Origin of the sequence: Candidatus Flexicrinis affinis (assembly GCA_016716525.1) — a bacterium.
In the GTDB taxonomy this organism is placed as follows: Bacteria; Chloroflexota; Anaerolineae; order Aggregatilineales; family Phototrophicaceae; genus Flexicrinis; species Flexicrinis affinis.
On sequence record JADJWE010000001.1, the window covers coordinates 607,966 to 633,137 of the forward strand.

Genomic DNA, 25,172 nt, shown 5'->3' on the forward strand with positions numbered 1-25,172 from the left:
GAGTGACTGATATGGCTGTAAACACGGCTTCGGACGCCCCGATCACCGAGTGGCAGGGGAGCATCGAGGACATCAAGAATCTGGTGACCGAGCGCGCCTTGACGGGCGAGACGATGCTGCTCAACATGGGCCCGCATCATCCGTCGACGCACGGCGTGCTGCGCCTGCTGCTTGAGCTGGATGGCGAAGAGATCGTCACCTGCCTGCCGGACATCGGTTACCTGCATACCGGCATCGAGAAGACCATCGAGAGCAAGACCTACGAGAAGGGCGTCACCTGCACCGACCGTATGGATTACCTCTCGCCGATGTCGAATAACGCCGTCTTCTGTATGGCGATCGAGAAGCTGGTCGACCTCGACGTGCCCGAGCGCGCGCAGGTAATCCGCGTAATCTGCCTCGAACTCTCGCGTATTGCGAGCCATCTGGTGTGGCTCGGTACGCACGCGATCGACCTCGGCGCGATGAGCGTCTTCCTCTACTGCTTCCGCGAGCGCGAGAAGATCCTCGATATGTTCGAGATGCTCTCGGGCCAGCGGATGATGGGAAGCTATCTGCGTCCCGGCGGCGTGTGGCGCGACCTGACCAGCGACTTCATGCCCGCGCTGGAATCATTTCTCGATGACTTCCCCCGGCGTGTTGACGACTACGAAAAGCTGTTGACGTCCAACCCGCTGTGGTTGGATCGCACGCAGGGGATCGGCGTGATCGAGCCGGATGTCGCGCTGGCGTGGGGTATCAGCGGCGCGAGCCTGCGCGGCAGCGGCGTCAACTGGGATATCCGCAAAGCCATGCCGTACAGCGGCTACGAGCAATACGACTTCGACGTGCCGCTCGGCGAACACGGCGACGTCTACGACCGCTACATCTGCCGCATCAAGGAAATGCGCGAGAGCCACAAGATTCTGCGGCAAGCCGTCAAGCGACTGCCGTCAGCCAGCGGCGGATTCCGCAGCGACAACCGCAAGTTCGTGCCGCCTCCGCGGGCAGAACTCGGCCAGAGCATGGAGGCGGTTATCCACCACTTCAAGCTGTGGACGGAAGGTTTCAGCGTGCCGGATCAGGAAGTGTACGTCGCCATCGAAAGCCCACGTGGCGAGATTGGCTGTTACCTGCATGGCACCGGCGGAACCAGGCCGCGCCGCGTGCATTTCAAGACACCGTCGTTCATGCACATTCAGGCGATTCCTGAAATGTCGCGCAACCACATGATTGCCGACTTGGTGGCGATCGTCGGGAGCATCGACATCGTGCTGGGCGACTGCGACCGCTAACCCGAGGAGATCGACTGCCGATGAACACGCTGCAAGAGAAGTACGCAGATCGCATCGAGGCGACGCTTGCCAAGTATCCGGACAAGCGATCGGCTGTCATGCCGCTGCTGTACATCGCGCAGGAAGAGTACGGCTGGGTCAGTCCCGAGGGAATTCAGGATGTCGCCGAGGTGTGCGACATGGACCCGACGCAGGTCCAATCCATCGCCGGCTTTTACACGATGTACTCGGAAAAGCCGAAGGGGCACTATTGGCTTCAGGTCTGCACGGATCTGCCCTGTGCGCTCAAGGGCGCCGACAAGTTCCACAAGGAACTGAAGGAGCATCTCGGAGTCAGCGAAGGTGGCACGACCGAAGACGGTATGTTCACGGTCGAGCATGTCATGTGCCTCGCCGCCTGCGACAAGGCGCCGATGCTGCAGTGCAACTTCCACTACTACGAGAACCTCGACATGGAAAAGATGAAGGTCCTTCTGGAGCAGTGGCGGGCCGAAGTCAACGCGCAAGCGAACAAGTCGTAACGTAAGCCACAGGGTGAAGGTGCGCGTATGAGCCTCAACATTCTATTCCGCGAAAAGGACATCCCGAACATTCGGGAGTTCAGCGTCTATAACAAGAACGGCGGCTACGAAGGGCTGAAGAAGGCGCTCGGCATGAGCCGCAAGCAGGTGATCGACGAGGTCAAAGCGTCGAATCTGCGCGGGCGTGGTGGCGCAGGTTTCCCGACTGGCGTGAAATGGAGCTTCATCCCGCAGGACAACCCGATCAACTACGTCGTCGTCAACGCCGACGAGAGCGAAACCGGGACGTTTAAAGACCGTCAGATCATGGAGAACAACCCGCACCAGTTGATCGAAGGCGCGCTGATCTGTGCCTACGCGATCAAGGCCGCGGCGGTCTACATCTATCTGCGCGGCGAGTTCTGGGATGTCGCGCACGAGCTCGACAAGCACATCGCCGATGCGCGCAAGGCTGGGCTGTTCGGCCCGAAAGGCAAGCTCAAGGACGCAGACGGCAACCCGTTCAGGATTGACGTGTTCACCCATCTGGGCGCTGGCGCGTACATCTGCGGCGAGGAATCAGCCCTGCTCAACAGCCTCGAAGGAAAGCTGGGTCAACCGCGCGTGCGTCCGCCGTTCCCCGCCAATAAGGGCGGCGGCCTGTATGCCGAGCCTACCGTGGTCAATAACGTCGAGACGCTGGCTAACGTGCCGTGGATCATCAACAATGGCGCAGACGAGTACAAGAAGATCGGCGTGGGGACCAGTACCGGAACGAAAGTGTTCTGCTTGAGCGGCCACGTCAAGAACCCCGGCAACTACGAGCTTCCGTTCGGGATCACGTTCCGCGAACTGCTTTACGACTACGGCGGCGGCCCGCTGGACGGGCGCGAGTTCAAGGCGATCTTGCCGTCCGGTGGTTCCGGCCCGATCATCCGCGTGACCGACGAGGTGCTCGACACGCCGCTGACCTACGACGACCTGCGCAAGTTCAACTCGATTCTCGGCTCGGCGTCGGTGATCGTCATGGACGACACGACCGACATCGTATGGGTGGCGTCGAAAGTCACCAAGTTCTTCAAGCACGAGAGCTGCGGCAAATGCACGCCGTGCCGCGAGGGAACCTACTGGCTCGACAAGGTGCTCGACCGCATTCTTGCCGGCGAAGGAAAAGAGTCCGACGTCGACCTGATCATGAGCGTGGCGAAGAATATGCAGCCTACGACGCTGTGCGCGTTGGGCGAGTTCGCCGCCAACCCGATCATCTGGACGATCAACGCCTTCCCCGAGGACTTCAAGGCGTGGGTCGACGGAAGCAAGAAACCGGCTGAGGAGAAGGCTGTTGCACGCCCGGCCAGAGGCCGTGCGGCGACCGCCGCAACGCCCGCCGGCGACTAGATTTGGCGATGTCCGACTCGTCGCTGTGGCAGCGTCTGCGGGGATGGATCGTACCGTCCCGCGCCGAACGCCAACGGGAACTCGTGAGTCGGATTGAGGCGCTAACCCATGCGATCGGGTTGGACGCCAATGCCGCGGTGTTGTGGGTCAGCCGCGGCGAAGCGCTGCTCGCACTTGGGCGCGCGAAGGAAGCCGCCAGCGACTTTCAGCGAGCGCTGACGCTGGCGGAAGAGGATTTGAGAACGGAATCTTGGGGGGTGGTCGCGCAGGCAGTCCGCGATCGCGCCCTACTCGGGCTAGAGCAGTCGCAGGACAGCATCCGGGCTGCGCGTGCGGGGCAGAAACGGTAAAGGGTTGACCAGCCAATGGCAGAACAGAAACGCGTCACGATTACCATTGACGGCAAGGCCTATGACGTACCGGCCGGGCAGAATCTGGTGGATGCCGCCAAGAACGCGGCGGACAACGACATCCCCGTATTCTGCTATCACCCGAAGATGGCGCCTGTCGGCATGTGCCGCATGTGCCTAGTCGAGATGGGCACGGCAGAGCGCGACCCGAACACGCGCGAGGTGGTTCACGACGAGAACGGTAACGTCAAAGTCCGTTGGATGCCCAAGCTGCAAACCGCTTGCACGCAGTCAGTCAGCGACGGCATGTTCATCCGCACGTCGACGGAGCAGGTCATCGACGCGCGCAACAACATGCTCGAGTTCTTGCTCACCAGCCATCCGCTGGATTGCCCGATCTGCGACAAGGGCGGCGAATGCCCGCTGCAGAACTTGACCATGGCGCATGGTCCCGGCGTGTCGCGCATGGATTACAGCGACAAGATGCACTTGGACAAGCACGTCCCGTTGGGCGATTTGATCTTCCTCGATGAAGAACGCTGCATCCAGTGCGCCCGCTGCATCCGTTTCCAAGACGAGATCGTCGGCGACGATGTGTTGGCCTTCCACGAGCGCGGCCGCAGTCTGCAAATCATTACCAACAGCGACCCCGGCTTCGACACCTATTTCAGCGGCAACACGACCGACATCTGCCCGGTTGGCGCGCTAACCACCGCGGACTTTCGCTTTGGTGCGCGCCCGTGGGAATTGACCGAAGTCCCGAGCATCGACCCGTGGGACGCCGCCGGTAGCAACATCAGCTTGAGCACCCGCCTCGACCGCGATTTCGGCGGCCGCGCGATGATCAAACGCGTGATGCCGCGCCAGAACGAGTGGGTCAACGAGATTTGGATCAGCGACAAGGTGCGTTTCGGGCATCATTTCACGCGCGCCGAGGAACGTATCAGCGCGCCTCTGCTGCGCAGCAATGGCAACTTGAACGAGGTGAGCTGGACTGAGGCACTCGACACTGTTGCCGGTGCGCTCAAGGCTGCCAACGGCGACATTGGTCTGATCGTTGGCAGCGGTGCAAGCAACGAAGACCTGTGGGCGCTGCGACAAGTGGTCAACGGGCTGGGCAGCGAGCAGTTGGGCGCGTGGCCAGTGACGCATACCGGCGGCGATTTGATCACGCAGGTCGGTGTCGGCAAGGGGACGAACCTCGGCACGCTCGGTAAGGGCGATGTCGTGCTGATCGTCGCCAGCGACCTCGAGGAAGAAGTGCCCATCTGGCGTCTGCGCATCAAGCAGGCGCACGACCGCGGCGCAACCGTGATTGTCGCCAACGCCCGCAAGACCCGCATGGACGACTTCGCATCGCACACCTTCCGCTATGAGGCCGGCAAGGCGGCGCATTGGCTCGCCGACCTGAAGAAGTCTGCGCCCGCAGCCGCCGATGCAGCCAAGTCGGCAGCGAACCTAATTGTGCTGACCGGCGCCGAGGGCCTCACGCTTGAGGGTCATGCTGCCCTGATGCAGGCCGCGGCGAACCTTCTGATCGAAACCGACCACGTTGGCAAGCCCAACAACGGCTTGCTTTCCACATTCCCCGGCGCCAACGGCGTCGGCCAGTACTACTTCGGTTTCACGCCGGAGCAGTCGCTGGCGATGGCCGCCAAGCCGCCGAAGGTGCTGCTCGTTGCGCAGACCGATATTCTTGCCGACGACCCGACTGCGGCCACATGGCTCGAAAAGGTCGAGACGGTCATCAGCTTCAGCATGCTGCCTGATGGCATCACTGCGAAGTTCGCAAAAGTCGTGCTGCCGATCCAGAGCTTCGCCGAGCGCGACGGAACGTTCACCAATGGCGAGCGGCGCGTGCAGCGGTTCTATACCGCGCAAGGCCCGGTCGGATGGGCGCTGCCGCTGTGGCAGATCGCGACCCGGCTTGGCGAGAAGCTCGGGCAGGGCAATGCGAAGTTGTCCGCCGCCGCGGTGATGAAGGAAATCGCCGCTTCGGTACCGGCGTTCGAAGGCATGGACTACCGCGCGCTGAGCAGAGTCGAGAAGCAGTACCCGGATATCGGCGGGTCGGACAACTACTACTACGGCGGTACAGCCTACAAGAACAAGGGCGGTCTCGGTATGGTGATCCCGACCGCGGCCGACAGCGGCGACTCGGTGAAGGCCGGGAAGGTCAACCTGCCTGACGTGCCAAAAGCCGCGAAGGGCGAGTTCGTCATCATCCCGGCGACCCGCCTCTATAACCGCGAGGCGCAGTTCAAGCCGAGCACGTTGGTGCACCCACGCGTTATGGTTCCGTACGCCGAGATCAACAGTGCCGATGCCGCCAAACTGGGTATCAACAGCGGCGACGTCGTGCAGATCAGCGCCAACGGGGGCAGTGTCCGCGTCCGGGCGCACGTCAACGGCGGCGCGCCGGAGGGCAGCGTTGTGCTGCCGCGCCACCTGACCGATGAGCCTGTTCCCATGGCAATCTCCGTGGGACAGGTCAGCAAGGTCTAAGAGGAGACGGTCTGATGATGAGTCGCAAGATTTTCGGAATACCGCTGCCGTACATCCTCGGCGCACTGCTGGTGGGCCTGATCGTCACCGTCATTTTGATCCTGACGGTGGGCGTCGGGTTGTACAACATGCTGGCGGACGGGTCGTACAACACACCCATCGCCTGCGAGCAAAGCGAAGGCTGTCGTGTCCTGCAGCCGATCATCTTCATCCTGCTGTTCGTTGTGATCTTGCTCACCGGGTTTGCGTACACCACCTTGTTGGAGCGCAAGTTCATCGCGTGGTTCCAACAGCGCGTTGGGCCTAACCGGGTCGGCCCCGCCGGGCTGCTTCAGCCCGCTGCAGATGGCGTGAAGTTGATCTTCAAAGAAGATATCATGCCGGCGAAGGCGTATAAACTTGTCTACTTGCTGGCGCCCATGATCAAAGTCGTACCTATTCTGATCGTCATGGCCGTAACCCCACTCGGGCCGCGCGTGACGATCCCGTGGTTCGACGGCCTGTGGTACAACATCCCGTTGTTTGTGGCCGACATCAACGTCGGAGTCTTGTGGATCCTCGCGATCACCAGTATCGCGACGTATGGGGTCGCGTTGGCCGGGTGGTCGAGCAACAACAAGTACGCGATGCTCGGCGCGCTGCGGGCGACTGCCCAGATGATCAGCTACGAACTCAGCCTCGGTCTAGCGATGATCGTCCCGGTCATGCTGGCCGGCACGATGAGCGTAATCAGCATTGTCGAGGCGCAGGCCGGGTCGCCGCTGAATTGGTTCGTCTTCCAGAACCCGCTGGCGGCCGCCATACTGATGATTGCGCTCTTGGCCGAGACCAACCGCGCGCCGTTCGACCTGCCGGAAGCCGAGCAGGAATTGACCGCCGGATACATGACCGAATACAGCGGCATGAAATTCGCGATGTTCATGATGGCCGAGTATCTCGGCATGATCGCGTCGAGCTTGATCGCCGCGTCGCTGTTCTTCGGCGGCTATCACTTCTTCTTTGTCGAAAACGCGCCGTTCCTCGGCCCGGTGTTCATGATCGCCAAGGTGATCCTGTTCCTGATCGGGTTTATCTGGATCCGCGCCACGCTGCCGCGCATCCGTTACGATCGCCTGATGAGCTTCGGCTGGAAGGTCCTGCTGCCGCTATCGCTGCTGAGCGTGGTGTGGACGGCCGTCGCCGTGGTCATCGGGGACGCGTTCGGGCCGGTGGGCTACGCGATCGTCTCGGGCGCCCTGTTCGTGCTGCTGATCGGCGGCGCTTACTTCGCCTTCTTCCGCAAGCCGGAGGCCGATCCCGACGAAGGTGATGTCGAGTTCGACCCGGTGATCACGGGCGAGCGTCGCAGCCCGGGTTGGGTAGCCCTTCAGGCGATCGGCGGTATGCTCTCGGTACCATTCGTGCTGTACAAGAACACGATTGGGCTGTTGGATAAGCTGGCGACCCTCGCACCCGAGGACAAGCCGAAGGACAACGCCATTGAACCGACCGCCTCGGGCGATTCGTCCGGGGCCGGCGGCGCCGACTAGAGTTAGGGGACCAGACAGTCATGAATGTAATTCGCGGGTTTGCCACGACATTCAAACACCTGCTCGAAGAGCCGACGACGTTTAATTATCCGGAGCAGGTGCGCCCGTTTCAGGAGCGCTTCAAGGGGCGTCATCACCTGCGCCGCTACGAGAACGGCCTCGAGAAGTGCATCGGCTGTGCGTTGTGCGCAGCAGCCTGCCCGGCCGATGCGATTTGGGTTGAGGCGGCCGAGAATACCGACGAGGAGCGTTACAGCCCCGGCGAACGGTATGCCAAGACCTACGAGATCAACATGCTGCGCTGCATCTTCTGCGGTTACTGCGAGGATGCCTGCCCGACTCAGGCGATCGAGCTGGGCCACGAGCACCGTATGAGCTACACCGATCGCCGCGATGCGATCTACACCAAGCAGATGCTGATCGACCCGGTTCCGGAGGGCGGCCGCGAAACGCCGCAGGAGGTCGAGCCCGGCGCGTACAATCGCTCGATTCCGGACATGGAGAACCCGCTCTAAAGCGTCGATTTGAGGGACAAAGGCAGCGCCGGAGCATTGGAACTCTGGCGCTCCTTGTGTTAAACTGCACAAGCCGCTGAGGCCCGCGCAAGGAAGAACTGGCATGATTGAAGTCTACCTGTTTGGCGCCGTTGGTGTTTTGCTGATCACCACCGCCGCGTTGATGCTCTTAAGCGAGAACGCTGTCCACAGCGCCTTGTTTTTGATTGTCAACTTTATCGGCGTTGCGCTGCTGTTTCTGATGCTCGAAGCGCCCTTCCTTGCGCTCGTTCAGATTGCGGTCTATGCCGGCGCCATTATGGTGTTGTTCTTGTTCGTCATTATGCTGCTCGGTGCTGAGAAAACGGGCCGCGGCGCATCTATACGACGGTTCCCATGGTTGGCCCCACTTGCGATGGGGCTGACCGTTTTCTTCATCATTGCTGTCGGCTGGGCGATGACGCAGGGGCAGATCGACAGTCGGCAAGCGCCGCCGGGCAATGGCGTCGTGCGCTTCGTGCATGCCGCCCCGGCAGAAGCGATCGAACTGGCACAAGCGCCAGCAGCCGAAGAAGCCGCCACTAGCGAGACGCCTGCCGAAGAAGCACCGGCTGAAGAGACCGCCGCCGACACCGTACCGACCCGTCCTGATGTCGCCCCGCTGCCGGCCGACCGTGTGTTCACGCTCGCCGTGGACGGTGAGGTTATTGCGGATGCGTTCGCCTTTGGCGACGCCACCGACTTTATCGACCTCGAACCGGGGTCCCATACGGTGAGTTTGGCGAACGCCGACGGACAAGAGGTACTTTCCGCACAGCTCGATGTCGAAGCCGACGCGGTGCTGAATGTCGTTGTTGCCGGCGAGACGGCGTTAGACGTTATCGTCGCGCCACAGACCACTGAATCCGGCTTGACGATCATCAACGCCAATCCGTCTCCAAGTGTTTTGGAGATTGGCGATTTGCAGAACCCGCTGTTTGACGACAGTCGCGTCGTCAACCCGGTCGTCACGGAACTCGCTTACGGTCAGGCGGTGGAAGGACTGGATTACCCGCCGGGCTTCACCAACTGGATCATCTTCGAGGCGGGGCGCGCGGAAGCCGTTCAAGAAGGCAACACTGCGCCGGTGCTGTTCCGCTTCTCGGAAGTGATCGCACCGGCGGCGGGTGCTGACGGTGTGTATGTGTTTTCGCCGGATCGCCGGCCAGACGGCAACTTGCGCCCGATCGTGACCCCGCTCGATTTGTACGCCGCGACGCCGTTCGGTTCACCGAATGCGCTGGGCGAGCAGTTGTTCGTCGGGTATTTGCTGCCGTTCCAGTTGGTCGCGATGCTGCTGCTGGCAGCGATGGTCGGCGTTATCGTGATTACGTATCGCGGCGAGCACGTTCCGAAGCCGTCGCGCACGACACGCCGTAAGGTGAGCCGTCCGCTCACCAGTGTGATTGCGAGCCAAACCGGGGCCGAGCTGACAAGCGGCGCCCCGCAGCTTCCGGAACGTTCGGAGACTCCGGCTGGCGATTAGCCGGGCCGCTGCAACGGGGGAATGGACGAGATGGTACCAACTGAGGCATACGTCATCCTAAGCATGGTCCTGTTCGCGATGGGCACCATGGGCGTGCTCCTGCGGCGCAACGCGATCGTCGTGTTCATGTCGGTCGAATTGATGCTCAACAGCGCCAATATCGCGCTCGTGGCGTTCAGCCGCCAGTGGGGGCAAGCAGACGGTCACCTGTTTACATTCTTCGTGATGACCGTCGCCGCTGCCGAGGTCGCGGTTGGCCTAGCGCTGATCGTAGCGATTTTCCGCACCAAGCAGAGCATCAACATCGATGAACTGCACCTGATGGAAGGTTAAGCCGGATATGCAGAGTCTCGCGCTCATCGCGCCGCTGATTATCCTCCTGCCGTCGCTCGGCACGTTCATCAATTTCTTCTGGGGGCCGAAGCTCAACGAGCGTTGGTCGTCGCTGATCGGTATCACGGCCTCGGCGTCAACGTTCGTGGTGTGGCTGGTGCTGTTCGCGTATTTGAACGGCAACTACTACCAGCCGGCGATCGTCGACCCGCCGATTCTCGACGGCTGGATTCGCATCCCGTCGATCGGCCTCGAGATCCCGTGGCAGCAGCGTATCGACACGCTGAGCATGGCCATGATGGGCTTCGTGACATTTGTCGGCACGCTCATCCACATTTACGCCAGCGGGTACATGCACGGCGATCCGCGTTTCTCGCGGTTCTTTGCGTACCTCAATATGTTCCTCGCCTTCATGCTCATCCTCGTGTCGGGCAACAACTTGCTGATGATGTTTGTCGGCTGGGAAGGCGTGGGTTTGTGCTCTTACCTCCTCATTGGCTTTTGGTGGGATAAGAAGCACGGTGTCGGAATCAAGAACTCCAACGCAGCGCGCAAGGCGTTCATCGCCAACCGCGTTGGGGACTTCGGCCTCCTGATGGCGATCTTCCTCGCCTTCTGGACGTTCGGGACGCTTGACTTCTACAAGCCGACCGAGGTTACCAACCCGCACATGATGGAAACGCTCGCTTCTGGCGGCGGACATGGCGAGGAAACTCCGGCGGCTGAAGAAGGCGACCACAGTGAGGAAACCCCGGCCGGCGAGGAAGAGGGCGAAGGCGACCACAGCGGTTCAGCCGCACTGATGGTGTCGCTGACTTCCGACCTGACGCTCGAGCAGGAAGGCGACCACGGCGAGGAAGCCGCGGACAGCCACGGCGAAGAAGGCCACGCTGGGCCGGTGATCGAGCACACTGACAATGCGCACCTCGCGTTCAACCAATTGGGCATCTTTGCACAGGCGGAGAAACTGGCCAAGCTGGGCGAAGGCGAAACGGTCGACCGGGGCGATGGCACCACGATGGGCCGGATGGTCAACTTCGGCGCATTTGAACTCGATATCGACACCGTCATTACGCTGATTACGTTGTTCATGCTGCTCGGCGCAGCAGGCAAGAGCGCGCAAATCCCGTTGTTCGTCTGGCTTCCGGACGCGATGGCTGGTCCGACGCCGGTTTCGGCGCTGATCCATGCGGCCACAATGGTGACCGCCGGCGTCTACATGATGGTGCGCGCCAATTCGTTCTTCTACCTCGCCGAGTTCTCGTCACTGGTCGTGACGATTGTCGGTGTCTTGACGGCCATCATCGCCGGATACATCGCGATCGGCCAGTTCGACATCAAGCGCGTGCTGGCGTACTCGACGGTGTCGCAGCTTGGCTTTATGGTTGCTGCGGTCGGCATCGGCGCGTACGGCGCGGCGATGTTCCACATGATTACCCACGCGTTCTTCAAGGCGCTGTTGTTCCTCGGCAGCGGTTCCGTCATTCATGGCGTCGAGCACGGGCATCATCACGCGCACGAACACAAGCACAACGACCACGGGCACGACGAGCATCACGCCGAAGAATTCGACCCGCAGGACATGCGCAACATGGGCGGTTTGCGGCGCAAGATGCCGATTACGTACGCAACGTACCTGATCGGGACACTCGCGCTGGCCGGTCTGTACCCGTTCGCGGGTTTCTGGAGCAAGGACGAGATCCTTGCCGACAGTTGGATTGCCGCCATTCAGGACGGCAAATTCGCTGGCTTCATCGCGCTCGGATTGTTTGCCGCGGCCGCGCTCACGGCGTTCTACATGTGGCGTCAGATTGAGATGGTCTTCCACGGTAGCCCGCGCACCGAAGCAGCCGAGCAAGCCAGCGAGAGCGTGTGGACGATGACCGTACCGTTGATCGTCCTCGCGGTGCTCAGCCTGCTGGGCGGCTTCCTCAACATCCCGTCGGGCATCGGCCTGTTCAGCTTCGGCCTTCAGGGCATTTTCGGTGAACACACGTTATCGACGTGGCTGGAGTACAGCGTGCTGCACCTGCACGTCGCGTCATTCCAGCCGCTGATTGCGATCATCTCGCTCGTGTTAGCGGTCGCCGCGATCATCCTTGCCAACCGCATCTACGGGGCCAACAAGGCTATCAACAGCGAGGGCCTCGATCCGCTGGAGGCCAACCCGGCATCGCGGCGTGTCTTCGCACTGTCGAACGCGCGCCTGTACTGGGACGAGATGTACGACCGGCTGTTCATTACGCCGTTCAAACGGGTCGCAGCCTTCTTGGCGAATGTCGTGGATTGGGCGTTCCTGCACGATTACTTCCACGACACGGTGATCACGAAGGGCTTCAACGGGATCGGCCGTCTGCTCAGCCAGCCGGTGGATCTCGGCATCATCGACGGTACGGTGAACGGATTTGGACGTCTTGCGCGCTGGATCAGCGGCGGGTTGCGCCGCACGCAGACCGGATACGTGCGCGTTTATGCGGTGGCGCTGTTGATCGGCGTCGTCGCGGTGATTGTATTCATGCTGCTGCCTGTGCTTCAGGGCTAAGTGAGGGGTTCCGATGGATGTGACAGGGCTTTCGCTCGTAACGGTGGTGCTGTTTCTCCCCATGGTGGGGTTCAGCATCCTGCTCTTTATGAACGAGTCGACGCAGCGCCAGGCGATCAAATGGACGGCGTTCGGCTTTACGATTGCCACCCTCCTTGGTGCCGTCTTGCTGTGGTCGCAGTTTGACTCGTCGAACCCCGGCCTCCAGTTCGTTCAGCGCAACGATTGGCTACCGACCTTCGGCGTCAGCTACTACGTCGGCATCGACGGGGTGAGCTTGATCCTCGTGCTGCTGACGGCGTTCATCATGCCGTTGGCGGTGCTGGCGAGCCATGTCAGCCACATCTTCGAAGAGCGCGGCCGCGAGAAGCTGTACTACATGTTCATGCTGCTGCTCGAATGGGCGATGCTGGGCGTGTTCGTGGTGCAGGACCTTGTGGTGTTCTACGTGTTCTGGGAAGTCACGCTGGTGCCGATGTACTTCCTCGTCGGAATCTGGGGCGGTGAAAACCGCGTCTACGCGGCGATCAAGTTCTTCCTGTACACGATGGCCGGCTCGATCCTTATGCTGTTGGCGATCCTGTACGTCGGCAGTCAGGCCGGCACGTTCGCGCTGCCGGAAATCACGGCTGCAGTTCAATCCGGTGCCCTGACCTTCCCGTTCGACGGCCTGCTCAGCCCGCAGTCGTTCCTGTTCCTCGGCTTCTTCATCGCCTTTGCGATCAAGGTGCCTATCTTCCCGTTCCACTCGTGGCTGCCAGATGCGCATGTGCAAGCGCCGACCGCGGGTTCGGTCATCCTGGCCGGCGTTCTGCTAAAGATGGGAACGTACGGCTTCATCCGCTTCTGCATCCCGATGTTCCCTGAAGCGTCGGTCGAGTGGGCGCCAATCATCGGCCTCTTGGGCGTGATCGGCATCATCTACGGCGCGTGGGTCAGCTACGCGCAAACCGACATCAAGAAGCTGGTCGCCTACTCCTCGGTCAGCCACATGGGTTTCGTGGTGATCGGCATCTTCGCGCTTAACGCGCAGGGTCTGCAGGGCGCGACGATCCAGATGGTCAACCACGGTATCAGCACCGGCGGCTTGTTCTTGCTCGTCGGCATGCTGTACGAGCGCCGTCACACCAAGGCGATCGACGCATTCGGGGGCATCTGGAAGGCGCTGCCGCTGTTCGGCGCAATCAGCCTTGTGATTACCCTAAGCTCGATGGGTTTGCCCGGCTTGAACGGGTTCATCGGCGAGTTCACGATCCTACTAGGCACGTTCGGAAGCTCGGTGCTTGGCTTCGGCTTCGCGCTGTTCGCCACGCTCGGCGTGATCCTCGCCGCGGTCTACATGCTGTACATGTTCCAGAAGGTGTATCTGGGCGAGCTGGACAAGGAAGAGAACAAGAACCTTCCTAAGCTGGTGTGGCAGGAGATCGCCGTACTGGTCCCGGTACTCGTCATGATCTTCTGGATCGGCGTGCAGCCCGCCGTATGGTTCACCATGCTTGACGCTTCGACCAACAGCGTAGTCGCGACGGTCAGCCCGTTCCTGCAGCAGGTTGCGCACATCGCGCCTGCTGTCGCAATGCTTCCGTAAGGGGAGGAGCATGGATATTCCAAGCTTTGCCGACCTGAATCTGGGCGTCACCCTGCCCGCGGTCTTCCTCGCGCTGGGGACGACTGTCCTGCTGCTGATCGACGTATTCCTGCCCAAGGAGCGCCGTCACCTGACGGCGTGGTTCGCGCTGGCAGGTGTGCTAGTCAGCTTCGTGCTCACGCTGCTGAACTTCGGCAGCGGTGAGACGGCGTTGGCGGGGATGTTCGTCGCGGATTCCTTTACCGGCTTTATGAACTTGATCGCGCTGACCGCCGCTGCGATCACGATCCTGCTCAGCATCGACTACCTGAAGCGCACAGGCAACGCGCGCGGCGAGTTCTACTCGCTGCTGCTGCTGAGTACGGCCGGCGCCATGTTTATGGCGAGCGCCAACGACCTGATCGTCGTATTCGTCTCGCTTGAGCTGCTCTCGATCCCCCTGTACATCATGGCGGCGTTCCGGCTCAACAACGCCAAGAGCGAAGAGTCGGGCATGAAGTACTTCATCCTCGGCGCCTTTGCGAGTGCGTTCCTTGTGTACGGTTCCGCCCTGATTTACGGCGCGACCGGCACCACGAACCTGCCGGAAATTCTTGCGTCCGTTTCCGGGATCGTGGCGGAAGGCAGCAATGCCATCTTCTACCTCGTCATCGGCGCGGCGCTGATCGTGGTCGGACTAGGCTTCAAGGTGGCCGTCGTCCCGTTCCACATGTGGACGCCAGACGTGTATGAAGGCGCCCCGACGCCTGTCACCGCGTTTATGAGTGTCGGCGCGAAGATCGGCGGCTTTGCGGCGCTGCTGCGCGTACTAGTGACGGCACTGCCGCTGCTGGTCGCCGGTCAGGCCGCCGAGCCGATCTGGCAGAACACGATCATGATCGTCGCCGCCTTGACGCTGATCGTCGGAAACTTCGTCGCGCTGTCGCAAAGCAACATCAAGCGCATGCTGGCATATTCCTCGATCGCGCACGCGGGCTACATCCTGATGGCTGTTGCGGCGGCGGCAAACCCCGCCACGGCCGACTCCGCGACTCGCGGCGCGCTGGTCTACCTGCTGGCGTATACGTTCACCAACCTCGGCGCATTCGCGATTGCGTTGGCGATCGAGAAGAACGACGGCACCGGCACCGACCTCAAAGACTTCGTCGGTCTTGCCCGCAGCAAACCTGTACTGGCGGCGATCATGGCCGTCTTCATGTTCAGCCTGACGGGCATCCCGCTAACGGCCGGCTTCACCGGCAAGTGGTTCGTCTTCCAAGCGACGATGGAGGCGGAGTTGATCCCGCTGGCGGTTGTCGGCGTGCTGACGAGTGTCGTGAGCGCGTTCTACTACGTGCGCATCATCGTTAACATGTACCTCAGCGATGGCGAGGGCGATGAGGCCGCAGGCGCGACTCCGTTGGTCAATTGGGCGGTGTATATCTCGTTTGCCGGCACGCTGCTGCTCGGGCTGTTCCCGGTCCTCGCGACCAACCTGACTCAGTCGGTTACGCTGTTGGCTAGCACGGTACCGTAGCGCCCGCCTGCTCCGGTTCGGAACCCAACGCCCTCTGAACCCGTATGAGGATTCAGGGGGCGTTTTCTATGGGGTGTATAGATGAACGACCTGACCATCGATTCTGAAATGCGCCGGCGGCTGTCGGTGAACCGTGAAGGCAACCTGACCAGCGATCAGTGGCTCAAGCTGAGCTTGGTCCCGCTGACCGCAATGCTGTTCGTGTTCGTCCCTGCCGTGCTGCTGTTGACCATGCGATTCCGGGCGGCGGGCTTTGGCGTTGCGATGATTGGCGGCATCGGCCTGATGCTGGTGTTCGTCACGCAGCGGCTTGCGCAGTATGCGCGTCTACCGTTGTGCTACGAGGTGATGACGGCCGCCGCGAATCTCGACGCGGTTCAAAAAGGGACGTTCGATTTCGTCGACGAACGGGACGAAATCGTGCGCTTCACGCGCCACCTGACGGCAGGCTTGACGACGCGAAAAGACCGACCGTATCACGTCTACTACGTGACCGATGGGCGAAGCCGTGTGCTGCTCAGCCTCGCGCCCTACGTTGAGGGCGAGGCGCGCAGTTGGGAACCAACAGCGGTGTTCAAAGCGCGTTACGACAAGCGCGTGCAGGAGAAACCCAAGGGCAAACCCAAGCGGCGCTAGGCCGATTCAAGACGGTTGGCTTCATCCCACAAGTCATCGGCATACGGCTTGAACTCCGGGCCGAAGTCGTACATCTCTTGCGCATACTCACGCAGCAATCGCGGCGAACGCCCGCTCAGCGAGATGAGCTGTTCGTACATCGGGCTTTTGAGTTGCACGGGCAAAAGGCGCTTGGTGTCGAGCGCAAGCGCGGCCCGAATGTCCTCGGCCCGGCGGACGCGCCCGAGCGCTTGATGGAACAGTTTCTCGGCGCGTTCGAAGTCGCTTTGACGGGCGCGAACCCCGAATAGTCCGAGGTAGTGATATGTCGCTTCGGGAAGCGTGGGTGGGGTGATCCGCGAAGGCATTGCGTGTGTCTCCCTGCGGGGTTACGGTACGATGCGCCGCCGTACGGCGTGCGACGGTTGCAATTCTAAAGGAAAACCGCGAGAATCTGAATGGACGTACCGCGCATATACCGGGCCAACCCATACCGAATGTCAGATCGCACTCAACCGCTGCCAATCGCGCTGCTGCGGTGGCACGACCCCGAAACCGGTGACGAGCACTCTACCGACCTCTATGAAGGGGCGCGGCTGACGATTGGCCGCGCAGCCACCAACGAGATCTGCATCCCACAGCATCATGTCAGCCGGCAGCACGCCCAGATCGAGTATCAGGATGGCATGTTCCTGCTGACTGACCTGGGTAGTGCTAACGGTACGTTCCTCAACGATCAGTTGATCACGACACCAACCCCGCTGATGGCTGGCGACCGGATTCGCCTCTACACGCCCGAACTCGACTTTGTCGCCGTCACGTCCGAAGAGACCACCCAAAACCGCATCTCGACGGCCTTGGCCGCCGTTAATGACAGCGGCATTGTCGGTGTTCCGCGATTGATCTTCCTAAGCGGACCGCAAAAGGACGATACGGTCATCCTCAGCATGGAGGAGATCAAGATCGGCCGTGCGACACACAATCACAATTGGGAGATCGGTATACAGGATCCGTCGGTCAGCAGGCCCCATGCGCGGCTTGCGCGTATCGACAATGCGTGGGTCGTCTACGACCTCGGCAGCGCCAACGGCACGCAAGTTAACAGCGTGAAGGTCACCGAAAAAGGCAAAGTGCTGTCGGATGGCGACGTGATCACGTTCGGCAAAACGATGATGCAGTTCCGCACGCTCTAGCAATCAGTCGCGTACCAGCGTTACCACACTGTCCAGATAGTAGGTCTGTGGCGATAGGTCGATGGGCTGAACCGAATCGACGGCGTATCCGTACCGGACAAGGCGCTTGATGTCACGGCCTAGCGTCGCTGCGTCGCTGCTGACGTACACAATCCGGCGCGGTCGCAACTGCTGGCCGAGGGAATCCATGACGGTGAGGCTGAGACCATCCGACGGCGGATCGACGATCACGGCGTCAGGCGTTGACGCTGCCGAGGACTGGAGCACGTTTTCCACCGTGTCCTGGATGACCGTAACCCCCAGATCGGCTGTATTCTGCGCTGCATCCGCGGCTGCGGATGGATAGCTCTCTACTGCCGTAACCTGCGCGCCGAGCTTGGCCGCGCAGGCAGCAAACAGACCGACACCGCAGTACAATTCCAGCACGAACTCCCCGCCTTGCAGCGCCAAGCCGGCCTCTACCGCGTCAACCAGCGCGTCAAGCTGTTCGTAGTTCGCGCGTATCGCGCTACCCGCGGTGACCCGATACGGCCGCTCATTGACCATGACCGTCACGTGCAGATCCCCGATCAAGTTGACCGGCGTCAGGTCTGGCAGGATCAGGTTGACGCTTGCGGTGAAATCGAGCTCCAGCTCAGGGGCGTCTGCCTCGTCAATCACCGAGAGCACCATCATCGGTGCGCCTTCGGTGCCACGCACAAGCCGAACGCGCTCGATCTTTGCATCAGGTTCGAACTGAACCTTGCTGAGAACCTCTTGCAGTTCGGGGTGCAAGATGAGGCACGTCTCGATGACGACTTGGCGATCGTTGTCGAGCGAGGGCAGGGCGAGGCCGTCCGGGGTGATGGTGAAGCTCAACGAACTGGCGTACTGCCACTCCGATGGGCTGCGGATGATCGGCCTCAGCGTCCGCTCAAGAGTCGCCTCGTCCATTTCGCCGATCCGCATGAGCTGGTCGGCCAGCACGTCCTGCTTGAGCAGCAGCTGCGCATCATACTGAATGTGCTGCCACTGGCATCGCCCGCAGCGGCCCGGCCCGAAGTGCGGACACTCCGGGTACACGCGGTCGGCGCTGGCGTCGAGTAGGGTGACGCCTTCGGCGAAGAGCGCGCGACCTCGCGAGTCGACAACTCGAGCCTCGACACGCTCACCCGGGATCGTATACGGTACGAACACGACCTGCCCGTCCACGCGGCCGAGCGCGCGCCCGCCGTTGGCCATCGCCGTCAAATCAACCGTGATGATTTCGCTGCTTGGGTGTTGGGTCACGGCCGGGGGACTTTGAAGCCCTCTTGCAGCACAGCGGCCATGATCGCTTGGATTTCGCGCGGCATGTAACCGTCCTGTGCGTTGAGCAGCAGTTCGACACCGTTGTAATCCACCATCAGCTGATACGTATAGGGCACAGGGCCTTCGTTGATGATCGGGCCCAAGAAGTTCGCCTGAACCGCAAACAAGTTGACGGAATTGAGTACGTCGTTCAGCGCGCTGATCGATCTCAGATCGAGCTGGCCAGTCGCACCGTTTCGCGTCACAGTGCCGTTCGAGTCAATGATGATGGTCTCATCCAAGGTCTGGCCGGCTTCATCGGTCGGGCCACCGGTGCGGACGAGAATCACACGCGAGAACTGCGTTGCGCGCTCGGGGTCGACCGTCCCTTCCGCGACTAGTGTTCCGACACCGCCGGGGCGCGCGCCACCGGGATCGGGGACCTCCAGCGTGGGGATCGACGCCGGATCGAGTGTCGGCGGGCGCACGCTGGTGGGGAAATCATTCGGCACCAGCGGCTCGGCGGACGGATCGGGAGTCACGTCCTGCGCCTCGGCCGTGGGCGTCGGATTGTCGGTCGCGGCCGGCGCGCCGCCATCGCACGCCGCCAATACGACTAACGTGACCCATGCAAGCAAGAGTAGGGTGATCAAGCGACGAGATATCATGCGTTCAGTGTGCCGCAAAACAGAGGCGTGGGCAAGTTAAGTTTCGTGATTCTTGGTGGGGATGTATAATACGCGGGGATTGCGGCTGAACGACGAGGACGACCCGATGGGCTGGATGACGCGGATGCGCACGGTATTGTGGAGCGCGCTGATTGTGGTTCTGGTTGCCGGTGTGCTCGTTGCGGGCGCGCAGGAAGGCGATCAAACCGCAACGGAACCCGCGTTCGAAGCTGCAGTTCGGGCCGATCTCGAACTGTTGGCGGAAGAAGCCTACGGTGCCGGAATCCGGCCCGAGACGTGGACAGGAAACACTAACCTCGAAGCAGGCAACTACCTCGCGGACTTGTTCTATGACAACGAACAAATGGCCGACCGGGTATTTGGGCTGGGTGTGCGCCCGGACAACTGGTTTGGGGCATCCTCGCCGACCCCGTCGCTCATCGTCCGCAACATTCGCCACGACCTTGAACTCATCGCCGCGGAATTTTACGGCAGCAGAACAGCGCGCCCGGTGGAATGGATCGGCGCGCCGGCTATTGTGCGCTGCGACCGCGCACTACAGAACATCGTTCTCATTCTGGACCGCGACTACAATATTCAACCCGACACCGTCGAGGCTGTGCTGGACTATTGCACCGTCGTGAAGGCCGAAGTCGAAGATCGCATCTTTGGCGAGCTTCTCGACGATAGTATCGAGACGACGTTTACGCCGGAGTTGATTGGCGGCCTGCGCGGCGACCTCGAACGCCTGGCGGACGAGCGCCTCGGCCTCGACACCCGTCCGGACGGGTGGATCGGCAACCGCGTCGACGGGTCGCCCACGTTCATCAGCGACGTGTTTATCGACCTTGACACGCTGGCCGACAACCAGCTCGGACTGGATATTCGACCGGAGGATTGGGTCGGCGTGATCAGTGCGTCGCCGCTCGTGTCCTACCGCAGCATTCGGCTCGACATCGAGACGCTCGCCGACTTGACATTGGGCGAGGGCGTGCGCCCGCGCGGGTGGCAGGGGATCAATCCAGTTGTGCGCTGTGATACGACGCTGCAAACCCTGGTGACCTTGCTGGAGGCGCGCGTAGGGCCGATTGCCCAGGGCGTCGATGCGACACAGCCCGATAATGACATTTACTGCGGCCAACTGGCCGAACTCGCCATCCAGACCGCTGAGATCGAGGTGCAGCTCGAAGAGATCACCGGTGAGGTCGACGACGACTTGCTGTTCGAGTCGCAGAACGCGTTTTCCTACCTCGACGTAGCGGCGCTCGAATACATGGGCGTGATGCCGTTCAACACCGAATTCCGTCCGTGGTTCCGCAACTTCCAAGAGTCGAACATGATGTTCGTCACCGGTGACGATTTCGCCGTGTTCATCGACCGGCGTTGGACGACCATGCCGGAGGAGGCGTTCCGTTTGCTGCCCAACCTCGAGGGCCGGCGTCCGCGCACGTTCTGCGACGCCACGTGGTGCAACGGCCCGCAGCCGACGCCGACGCCCACCGGCTCTGGCCCGATCATCGCGCTGTTCGAGGCCGCGACGCCGGTCGCCACCAGCGAATCGGTGCCCACCGGCCCGGTCCCTGTCAACAAGACGCTGGTGACATGGAATAACATCCGCGTGACATACATCGTCGACAACCCGACCACCCGTGCGGTGCAGGTGGCGCTCGAAATCTGTGCGGAACCCGCCCAGATCACCTGCGAGCCGGTGTTGAACGTGTACGACGGTAACGCGGGCATCTTCAAGCCGATCATCCAGCAGTTCAACGGCCTGAATGTGTTCGAGTTGAACTACGGCTATCAGACGAACGTCATCGTTGAAGGTGCCACGCGCTACAGCCGCGACATCTTTATCAGCGAACCGGGACTGCGTTAGCAGTTCGCCCCGACCGATTATTGCGGGCCGTCACAACGACGGCCCGCTCTGTTTTTACAGGATGCACGCATGGACTTTGTTGCGGTTTGGTTAGGCGGGTTGGCTGGCATCGCAATACTCATGACTTTCGCATGGCTGTTGAGCCTGCGGCTCAACGATGCAAGTATTGTCGATATCTTCTGGGGAATGTGTTTTATGACGGCCGCGGTGGTTTATGCCGCCAGCACGCCCGCTGGCGACCCGACCCGCAAGGCGCTGTCGCTGATCGCCGTACTGGTGTGGGGCGCGCGCCTCAGCCTGCACATCGGCGTGCGCAACTGGGGTAAGCCGGAAGACTATCGCTACGCGGCGTGGCGGAAGCAGTACGGTGATGCGTGGTGGTGGCGCAGCGCACTCCAAGTATTCGCGCTGCAAGGCGTGTTGGCGTGGCTGATCAGCCTGCCGATCGCGGCGGCGCAGTTCAGCGCCACGCCGACGGGTCTGCTCGACGCCGTCGCAATGGTCGTCTGGGCGGTCGGATTTCTGTTCGAGGCCGTTGGCGATGCACAGTTGTCGGCGTTTCGACGCAACCCGGCCAACAAGGGGAAGGTCATGCAGGCTGGCCTCTGGCGCTACACGCGCCATCCGAACTACTTCGGCGATGCGGTGCAGTGGTGGGGGCAGTATGGACTGGCGCTTGCGGCCGGCGGCTGGTGGACGATTCCTGCGCCGATCTTGATGACGTACCTGTTGCTGCGCGTGTCCGGCGTGGCGATGCTTGAGCGGACGATCAGCGACCGCAGGCCAGAGTATGCCGAGTACATTCGCCGGACTTCCGCGTTTATCCCGCGGCCGCCGCGGCCGTAAGTCTGGCCCGGGTGCAGGCGCGTCCTGACGCGCTTAACCGAAGCGGCCGGAAATGTAATCGGCGGTCTCTTTCTGCGCGGGCCGGCTGAACAGCGTGTCGGTCTGTTCGTATTCGACCAACTCGCCCCACCGCGTATCCTTGCCGCCGCCCAAGTCTTGACTGCGGATGCTGTAGAACGCGGTGAAGTCGGAGACACGCTGCGCCTGCTGCATGTTGTGCGTCACGATGATGATCGTGTACTCCTGCTGCAGCTCTCGCATCAGCTCTTCGATGCGCTGCGTGGAGATCGGGTCGAGCGCCGAGCACGGCTCGTCCATCAAGATGATCTCCGGCTCGATTGCGATGGTCCGCGCAATACACAACCGCTGCTGCTGTCCGCCCGACAATGCCATGCCTGATTTCTTGAGGTCGTTCTTGACTTCGTCCCAGAGCGCAGCGCCTTTTAGCGATGTCTCGACGATTTCGTCGAGATGCGCCTTGTCGCGCACGCCGAGCAACCGCGGACCGTACGCCACGTTGTCATAGATCGACTTGGGGAACGGGTTAGGCTTCTGGAACACCATGCCGATGCGTCGACGAACCTCGACTGGGTCGATGTCGGACCCGTACAGGTTGCGCCCGTTGAACCGGATTTCGCCGGTGACGCGCGCACCCGGTACGAGGTCGTTCATCCGATTGATGGCGCGAAGCACGGTCGACTTGCCGCAGCCTGACGGTCCGATGAAGGCCGTAATCCTGTTCTTCGTTATCTCTAGGCCTGAGACGTGCACAGCGCGATACGAGCCGTAGAAGAATTCGGCGTCCCTGATCTCGATGGCGGCATCGTTGGTGGAACTCGGCATGGTACTAGACCCTCTGATTCACAGCGCGGTTGCGCAGATAAATGGCAACGGAGTTCATGGTAAGCAGCAGCACCATCAGCACGATGATGGCGGCACTGGCGTTGAAGCGAAACAGCTCGTCGGGCTGCCCTGTCCACGAGTAGATTTGCATCGGCAGGACGGTGAAGCGTGAGCCGGGGCCGGTTGGGTCGGTGTTGATGAACGTCGTGGCGATCCCGAACAGCGGCGCGGTTTCGCCAATGGCGCGGGAGAGGCCCAAGATCGTGCCGGTCAGGATGCCCGGGAGAGCCGACGGAAATACCTGCCGTGAAATAGTTTGCCAGCGGGTTGCGCCGAGGCCGTATGACGCCTCGCGAATGGTGGACGGAACAGCGCGCAGTGCTTCGCGTGCATTGATGATGATGACCGGCAGAATCAGCAGCGATATCGTCAAAGCGCCCGACGTGATGCTGCGGCCGCTGGTCACGCCCTCGAGCGTCCGGACGAAGATGGTCAGGCCCAACATGCCGTATATGATCGACGGCACACCGGCCAGATTACGGATGTTCGTTTCGATGATTCGGTTGAACCAGTTTTCGGTCGCGTATTCTTCCAGATAGATCGCCGCGCCGACGCCTAGCGGAAATGAGATCAAGACGGTCAGGAAAAGGAGCCACGCGGTACCCATGATCGCCTGGCGAATGCCTGTCTCAACTGGGCGCGACGAGAGCTGCGAGGTGATGAACCGGGTATCCAACCATGACTTGAAGACGAGTTCCGAGTCCGGGTAGTTCTCCGATACCTCATGTTCGATCGCCGCCCGGTTGAACAGGCTTTCGTGCAGCGGCCAACCCTTGTCGATCTCGGTTTTCACAATTTCCGCATCGATGATCGCACGCAGGACGTCTTCGTCCAGGTTGAGACCGAGCAGTTCGGTGAAAGCTTGGTTGCGTTCCGCTTCGGGAAGCTGCGTCGGCAGTGACTCGCGATACGCTTCCGGTACCTCGCCGTCGATGCTCTCCCCCAACGTCAGGCCGGTGAACGCCGCCGGATCACCCCTGTACAGGTTGTCGCGCACGATCACGAGCAGGCGACGCGGAATGTTCTCAAGCAGCACGGCCGCCAGTTGTGGCGACGACAGCTCGGCGAGCGGACGCTCGGCCAACGTATCCGGGTCGACTGCGTATCGCTGCGCCACCAGCCCGAACGCTTGATTAACGACGTTCAGCAGCAGCAGCGCAAGGACCACGATCGAGACAACCAGCGTAGCGAAGTAGATCCGCTGCATGGAGCGCGCGCGCGTGTTCCGCCGGTCGACGTGTGACCTGTAGACTCCCGAGTCGATCAGGTTTGGCATGTGCCTTAGTACCTTTCGCGTAGGCGGCGCGATATGAAGTCGCTGACGATGTTGAGCGCCAGTGTCGATAGGAACAGTGTCATGCCGACCGCAAAGATGCTCGTATAGTCCAGCGAGCCGTAAGAGATATCGCCGGTACTAATGCGCGCGATGTGGCCGGCCATCGTCTCGGCGCTCTGCCGCAGGTCGAACGTAAAGTTCGGGCCAGCGCCCGCGGCCAGCAGCACAACCATCGTCTCGCCCACTGCGCGCGACATGGCGAGTATGATCCCGGCCGAAATTCCGCTGGCTGCCGCAGGCAGCACGATTTTGGCGGTCGTTTCGAGGCGGGTCGCGCCTACGCCATAAGACGCCTCGCGGAGCGAGCGCGGCACGGCGCTGATTGCGTCCTCGCACATCGAGCTGATCAGCGGAGTAATGAGAATGCCAACAGTGATCCCTGCCGCCAGCATGTTCAGCGAGTTCAGCGAACTGCCGAACAGCAAGTTCTTCAAGGTCGGTGTGACGAACGTGAGGGCGAAGAAGCCGTACACGACGGTCGGGATGCCGGCAAGGATCTCGAGGATCGGCTTGAGCGTATTGCGTACGCCGGGTCGGGCGTACTCGCTCAAGTAGATCGCCGCACCGAGGCCGAGTGGAATGGCGACCGCCAGCGCGACGCCGCTGGTCAGCAGCGTGGCGGTGATCAACGGGAGGATGCCGAATTCGCCACCTTGAGGCTGCCAGAGCGTGTTGGAGATGAACTCGCCAAACGTTACGTAGTCCGGCAGCGCGATATTGGCCCCGGCACTGTGATCGTTGATCACCGAGCCTTGCGCGCCGCGCTCAACCGTGAGGATGTCCCCTTCGATCGCGGTAACAAGCATGATCTCGGCGTCGACTTCGATCTCTTCGCCGACTGTGAAAAGGTGACCGAATCCCTCGCTAACCACAAGTGACGTGTCGTCTGGAGGCAGCGCTTCCGCGACCTTT

At 61.4% G+C, this 25,172-nt stretch carries 22 protein-coding genes; 16 read left to right on the plus strand and 6 right to left on the minus strand.

Features of this window, described 5'->3' with window-relative positions:
- Positions 1 to 11: 11 nt before the first annotated feature.
- The 13 genes from nuoD to IPM16_02450 all read left to right on the plus strand — a co-directional run bounded on the left by nuoD (position 12) and on the right by IPM16_02450 (position 16,190).
- Entirely contained in the window at positions 12 to 1,274 is a 1,263-nt protein-coding gene (gene nuoD, locus IPM16_02390; protein MBK9121955.1) for an NADH dehydrogenase (quinone) subunit D, read from the plus strand.
- Positions 1,275 to 1,294: 20 nt separating this feature from the next.
- Entirely contained in the window at positions 1,295 to 1,795 is a 501-nt protein-coding gene (locus IPM16_02395) for an NAD(P)H-dependent oxidoreductase subunit E (protein MBK9121956.1), read from the plus strand.
- Between the two features lie 27 nt (positions 1,796 to 1,822).
- Positions 1,823 to 3,172, plus strand: coding sequence for an NADH-quinone oxidoreductase subunit NuoF (gene nuoF, locus IPM16_02400; protein MBK9121957.1), 1,350 nt, complete (start codon positions 1,823 to 1,825; stop codon positions 3,170 to 3,172).
- Between the two features lie 8 nt (positions 3,173 to 3,180).
- Positions 3,181 to 3,522, plus strand: coding sequence for a tetratricopeptide repeat protein (locus IPM16_02405; protein MBK9121958.1), 342 nt, complete (start codon positions 3,181 to 3,183; stop codon positions 3,520 to 3,522).
- Positions 3,523 to 3,537: 15 nt separating this feature from the next.
- Positions 3,538 to 6,027 carry an NADH-quinone oxidoreductase subunit NuoG gene (nuoG, locus tag IPM16_02410; protein MBK9121959.1) on the plus strand — a complete coding sequence of 830 codons (2,490 nt, stop codon included), beginning with the start codon at positions 3,538 to 3,540 and terminating at the stop codon, positions 6,025 to 6,027.
- Between the two features lie 128 nt (positions 6,028 to 6,155).
- Entirely contained in the window at positions 6,156 to 7,556 is a 1,401-nt protein-coding gene (gene nuoH, locus IPM16_02415; GenBank protein ID MBK9121960.1) for an NADH-quinone oxidoreductase subunit NuoH, read from the plus strand.
- Positions 7,557 to 7,576: 20 nt separating this feature from the next.
- The gene (nuoI, locus tag IPM16_02420) at positions 7,577 to 8,071 is read left to right on the plus strand and encodes an NADH-quinone oxidoreductase subunit NuoI (GenBank protein ID MBK9121961.1); all 495 of its coding nucleotides are present in this window, start codon (positions 7,577 to 7,579) and stop codon (positions 8,069 to 8,071) included.
- Positions 8,072 to 8,174: 103 nt separating this feature from the next.
- Positions 8,175 to 9,575, plus strand: coding sequence for an NADH-quinone oxidoreductase subunit J (locus IPM16_02425; protein MBK9121962.1), 1,401 nt, complete (start codon positions 8,175 to 8,177; stop codon positions 9,573 to 9,575).
- A gap of 30 nt (positions 9,576 to 9,605) precedes the next feature.
- The gene (gene nuoK, locus IPM16_02430; protein MBK9121963.1) at positions 9,606 to 9,908 is read left to right on the plus strand and encodes an NADH-quinone oxidoreductase subunit NuoK; all 303 of its coding nucleotides are present in this window, start codon (positions 9,606 to 9,608) and stop codon (positions 9,906 to 9,908) included.
- A 7-nt stretch (positions 9,909 to 9,915) separates the two neighbouring features.
- On the plus strand, positions 9,916 to 12,450 hold the full coding sequence (locus IPM16_02435; protein MBK9121964.1) for a hypothetical protein: 2,535 nt from the start codon (positions 9,916 to 9,918) through the stop codon (positions 12,448 to 12,450).
- A gap of 13 nt (positions 12,451 to 12,463) precedes the next feature.
- On the plus strand, positions 12,464 to 14,038 hold the full coding sequence (locus IPM16_02440; GenBank protein ID MBK9121965.1) for an NADH-quinone oxidoreductase subunit M: 1,575 nt from the start codon (positions 12,464 to 12,466) through the stop codon (positions 14,036 to 14,038).
- 10 nt (positions 14,039 to 14,048) lie between these two features.
- Positions 14,049 to 15,554, plus strand: coding sequence for an NADH-quinone oxidoreductase subunit N (locus IPM16_02445; protein MBK9121966.1), 1,506 nt, complete (start codon positions 14,049 to 14,051; stop codon positions 15,552 to 15,554).
- A gap of 81 nt (positions 15,555 to 15,635) precedes the next feature.
- Complete coding sequence (locus IPM16_02450; GenBank protein ID MBK9121967.1) at positions 15,636 to 16,190, plus strand: hypothetical protein; 555 nt, start codon at positions 15,636 to 15,638, stop codon at positions 16,188 to 16,190.
- On the opposite strand, the gene IPM16_02455 is transcribed toward IPM16_02450, so the two are convergent.
- Positions 16,187 to 16,537 (minus strand): hypothetical protein, encoded by a 351-nt coding sequence (locus tag IPM16_02455; protein MBK9121968.1) that lies wholly within the window; start codon positions 16,535 to 16,537, stop codon positions 16,187 to 16,189. The two genes, IPM16_02450 and IPM16_02455, sit on opposite strands and share 4 nt — an antisense overlap.
- A gap of 129 nt (positions 16,538 to 16,666) precedes the next feature.
- On the opposite strand from IPM16_02455, the gene IPM16_02460 reads away from it, so the two are divergent.
- A complete protein-coding gene (locus IPM16_02460) occupies positions 16,667 to 17,362 on the plus strand; it encodes an FHA domain-containing protein (GenBank protein ID MBK9121969.1) in 696 nt (231 codons plus the stop codon).
- Between the two features lie 3 nt (positions 17,363 to 17,365).
- On the opposite strand, the gene IPM16_02465 is transcribed toward IPM16_02460, so the two are convergent.
- Both IPM16_02465 and IPM16_02470 read right to left on the minus strand, forming a co-directional pair.
- Positions 17,366 to 18,631 (minus strand): class I SAM-dependent RNA methyltransferase, encoded by a 1,266-nt coding sequence (locus IPM16_02465; protein ID MBK9121970.1) that lies wholly within the window; start codon positions 18,629 to 18,631, stop codon positions 17,366 to 17,368.
- The gene (locus tag IPM16_02470) at positions 18,628 to 19,284 is read right to left on the minus strand and encodes a hypothetical protein (protein ID MBK9121971.1); all 657 of its coding nucleotides are present in this window, start codon (positions 19,282 to 19,284) and stop codon (positions 18,628 to 18,630) included. The genes IPM16_02465 and IPM16_02470 overlap by 4 nt, the downstream gene beginning before the upstream one ends.
- Before the next feature lie 76 nt (positions 19,285 to 19,360).
- Here IPM16_02470 and IPM16_02475 point away from each other — a divergent pair, with 76 nt between their 5' ends.
- Together IPM16_02475 and IPM16_02480 are read left to right on the plus strand one after the other, a co-directional pair.
- Entirely contained in the window at positions 19,361 to 21,175 is a 1,815-nt protein-coding gene (locus IPM16_02475) for a hypothetical protein (protein ID MBK9121972.1), read from the plus strand.
- A 69-nt stretch (positions 21,176 to 21,244) separates the two neighbouring features.
- Positions 21,245 to 22,021, plus strand: a complete 777-nt coding sequence (locus IPM16_02480) for a DUF1295 domain-containing protein (GenBank protein MBK9121973.1) — start codon at positions 21,245 to 21,247, stop codon at positions 22,019 to 22,021.
- Between the two features lie 33 nt (positions 22,022 to 22,054).
- Here IPM16_02480 and pstB read toward each other — a convergent pair whose 3' ends face one another.
- The 3 genes from pstB to pstC all read right to left on the minus strand — a co-directional run bounded on the left by pstB (position 22,055) and on the right by pstC (position 25,066).
- Complete coding sequence (gene pstB / locus IPM16_02485; GenBank protein MBK9121974.1) at positions 22,055 to 22,864, minus strand: phosphate ABC transporter ATP-binding protein; 810 nt, start codon at positions 22,862 to 22,864, stop codon at positions 22,055 to 22,057.
- 4 nt (positions 22,865 to 22,868) lie between these two features.
- On the minus strand, positions 22,869 to 24,131 hold the full coding sequence (pstA, locus tag IPM16_02490) for a phosphate ABC transporter permease PstA (GenBank protein ID MBK9121975.1): 1,263 nt from the start codon (positions 24,129 to 24,131) through the stop codon (positions 22,869 to 22,871).
- 74 nt (positions 24,132 to 24,205) lie between these two features.
- Positions 24,206 to 25,066, minus strand: coding sequence for a phosphate ABC transporter permease subunit PstC (pstC, locus tag IPM16_02495; GenBank protein MBK9121976.1), 861 nt, complete (start codon positions 25,064 to 25,066; stop codon positions 24,206 to 24,208).
- Positions 25,067 to 25,172 lie beyond the last annotated feature (106 nt).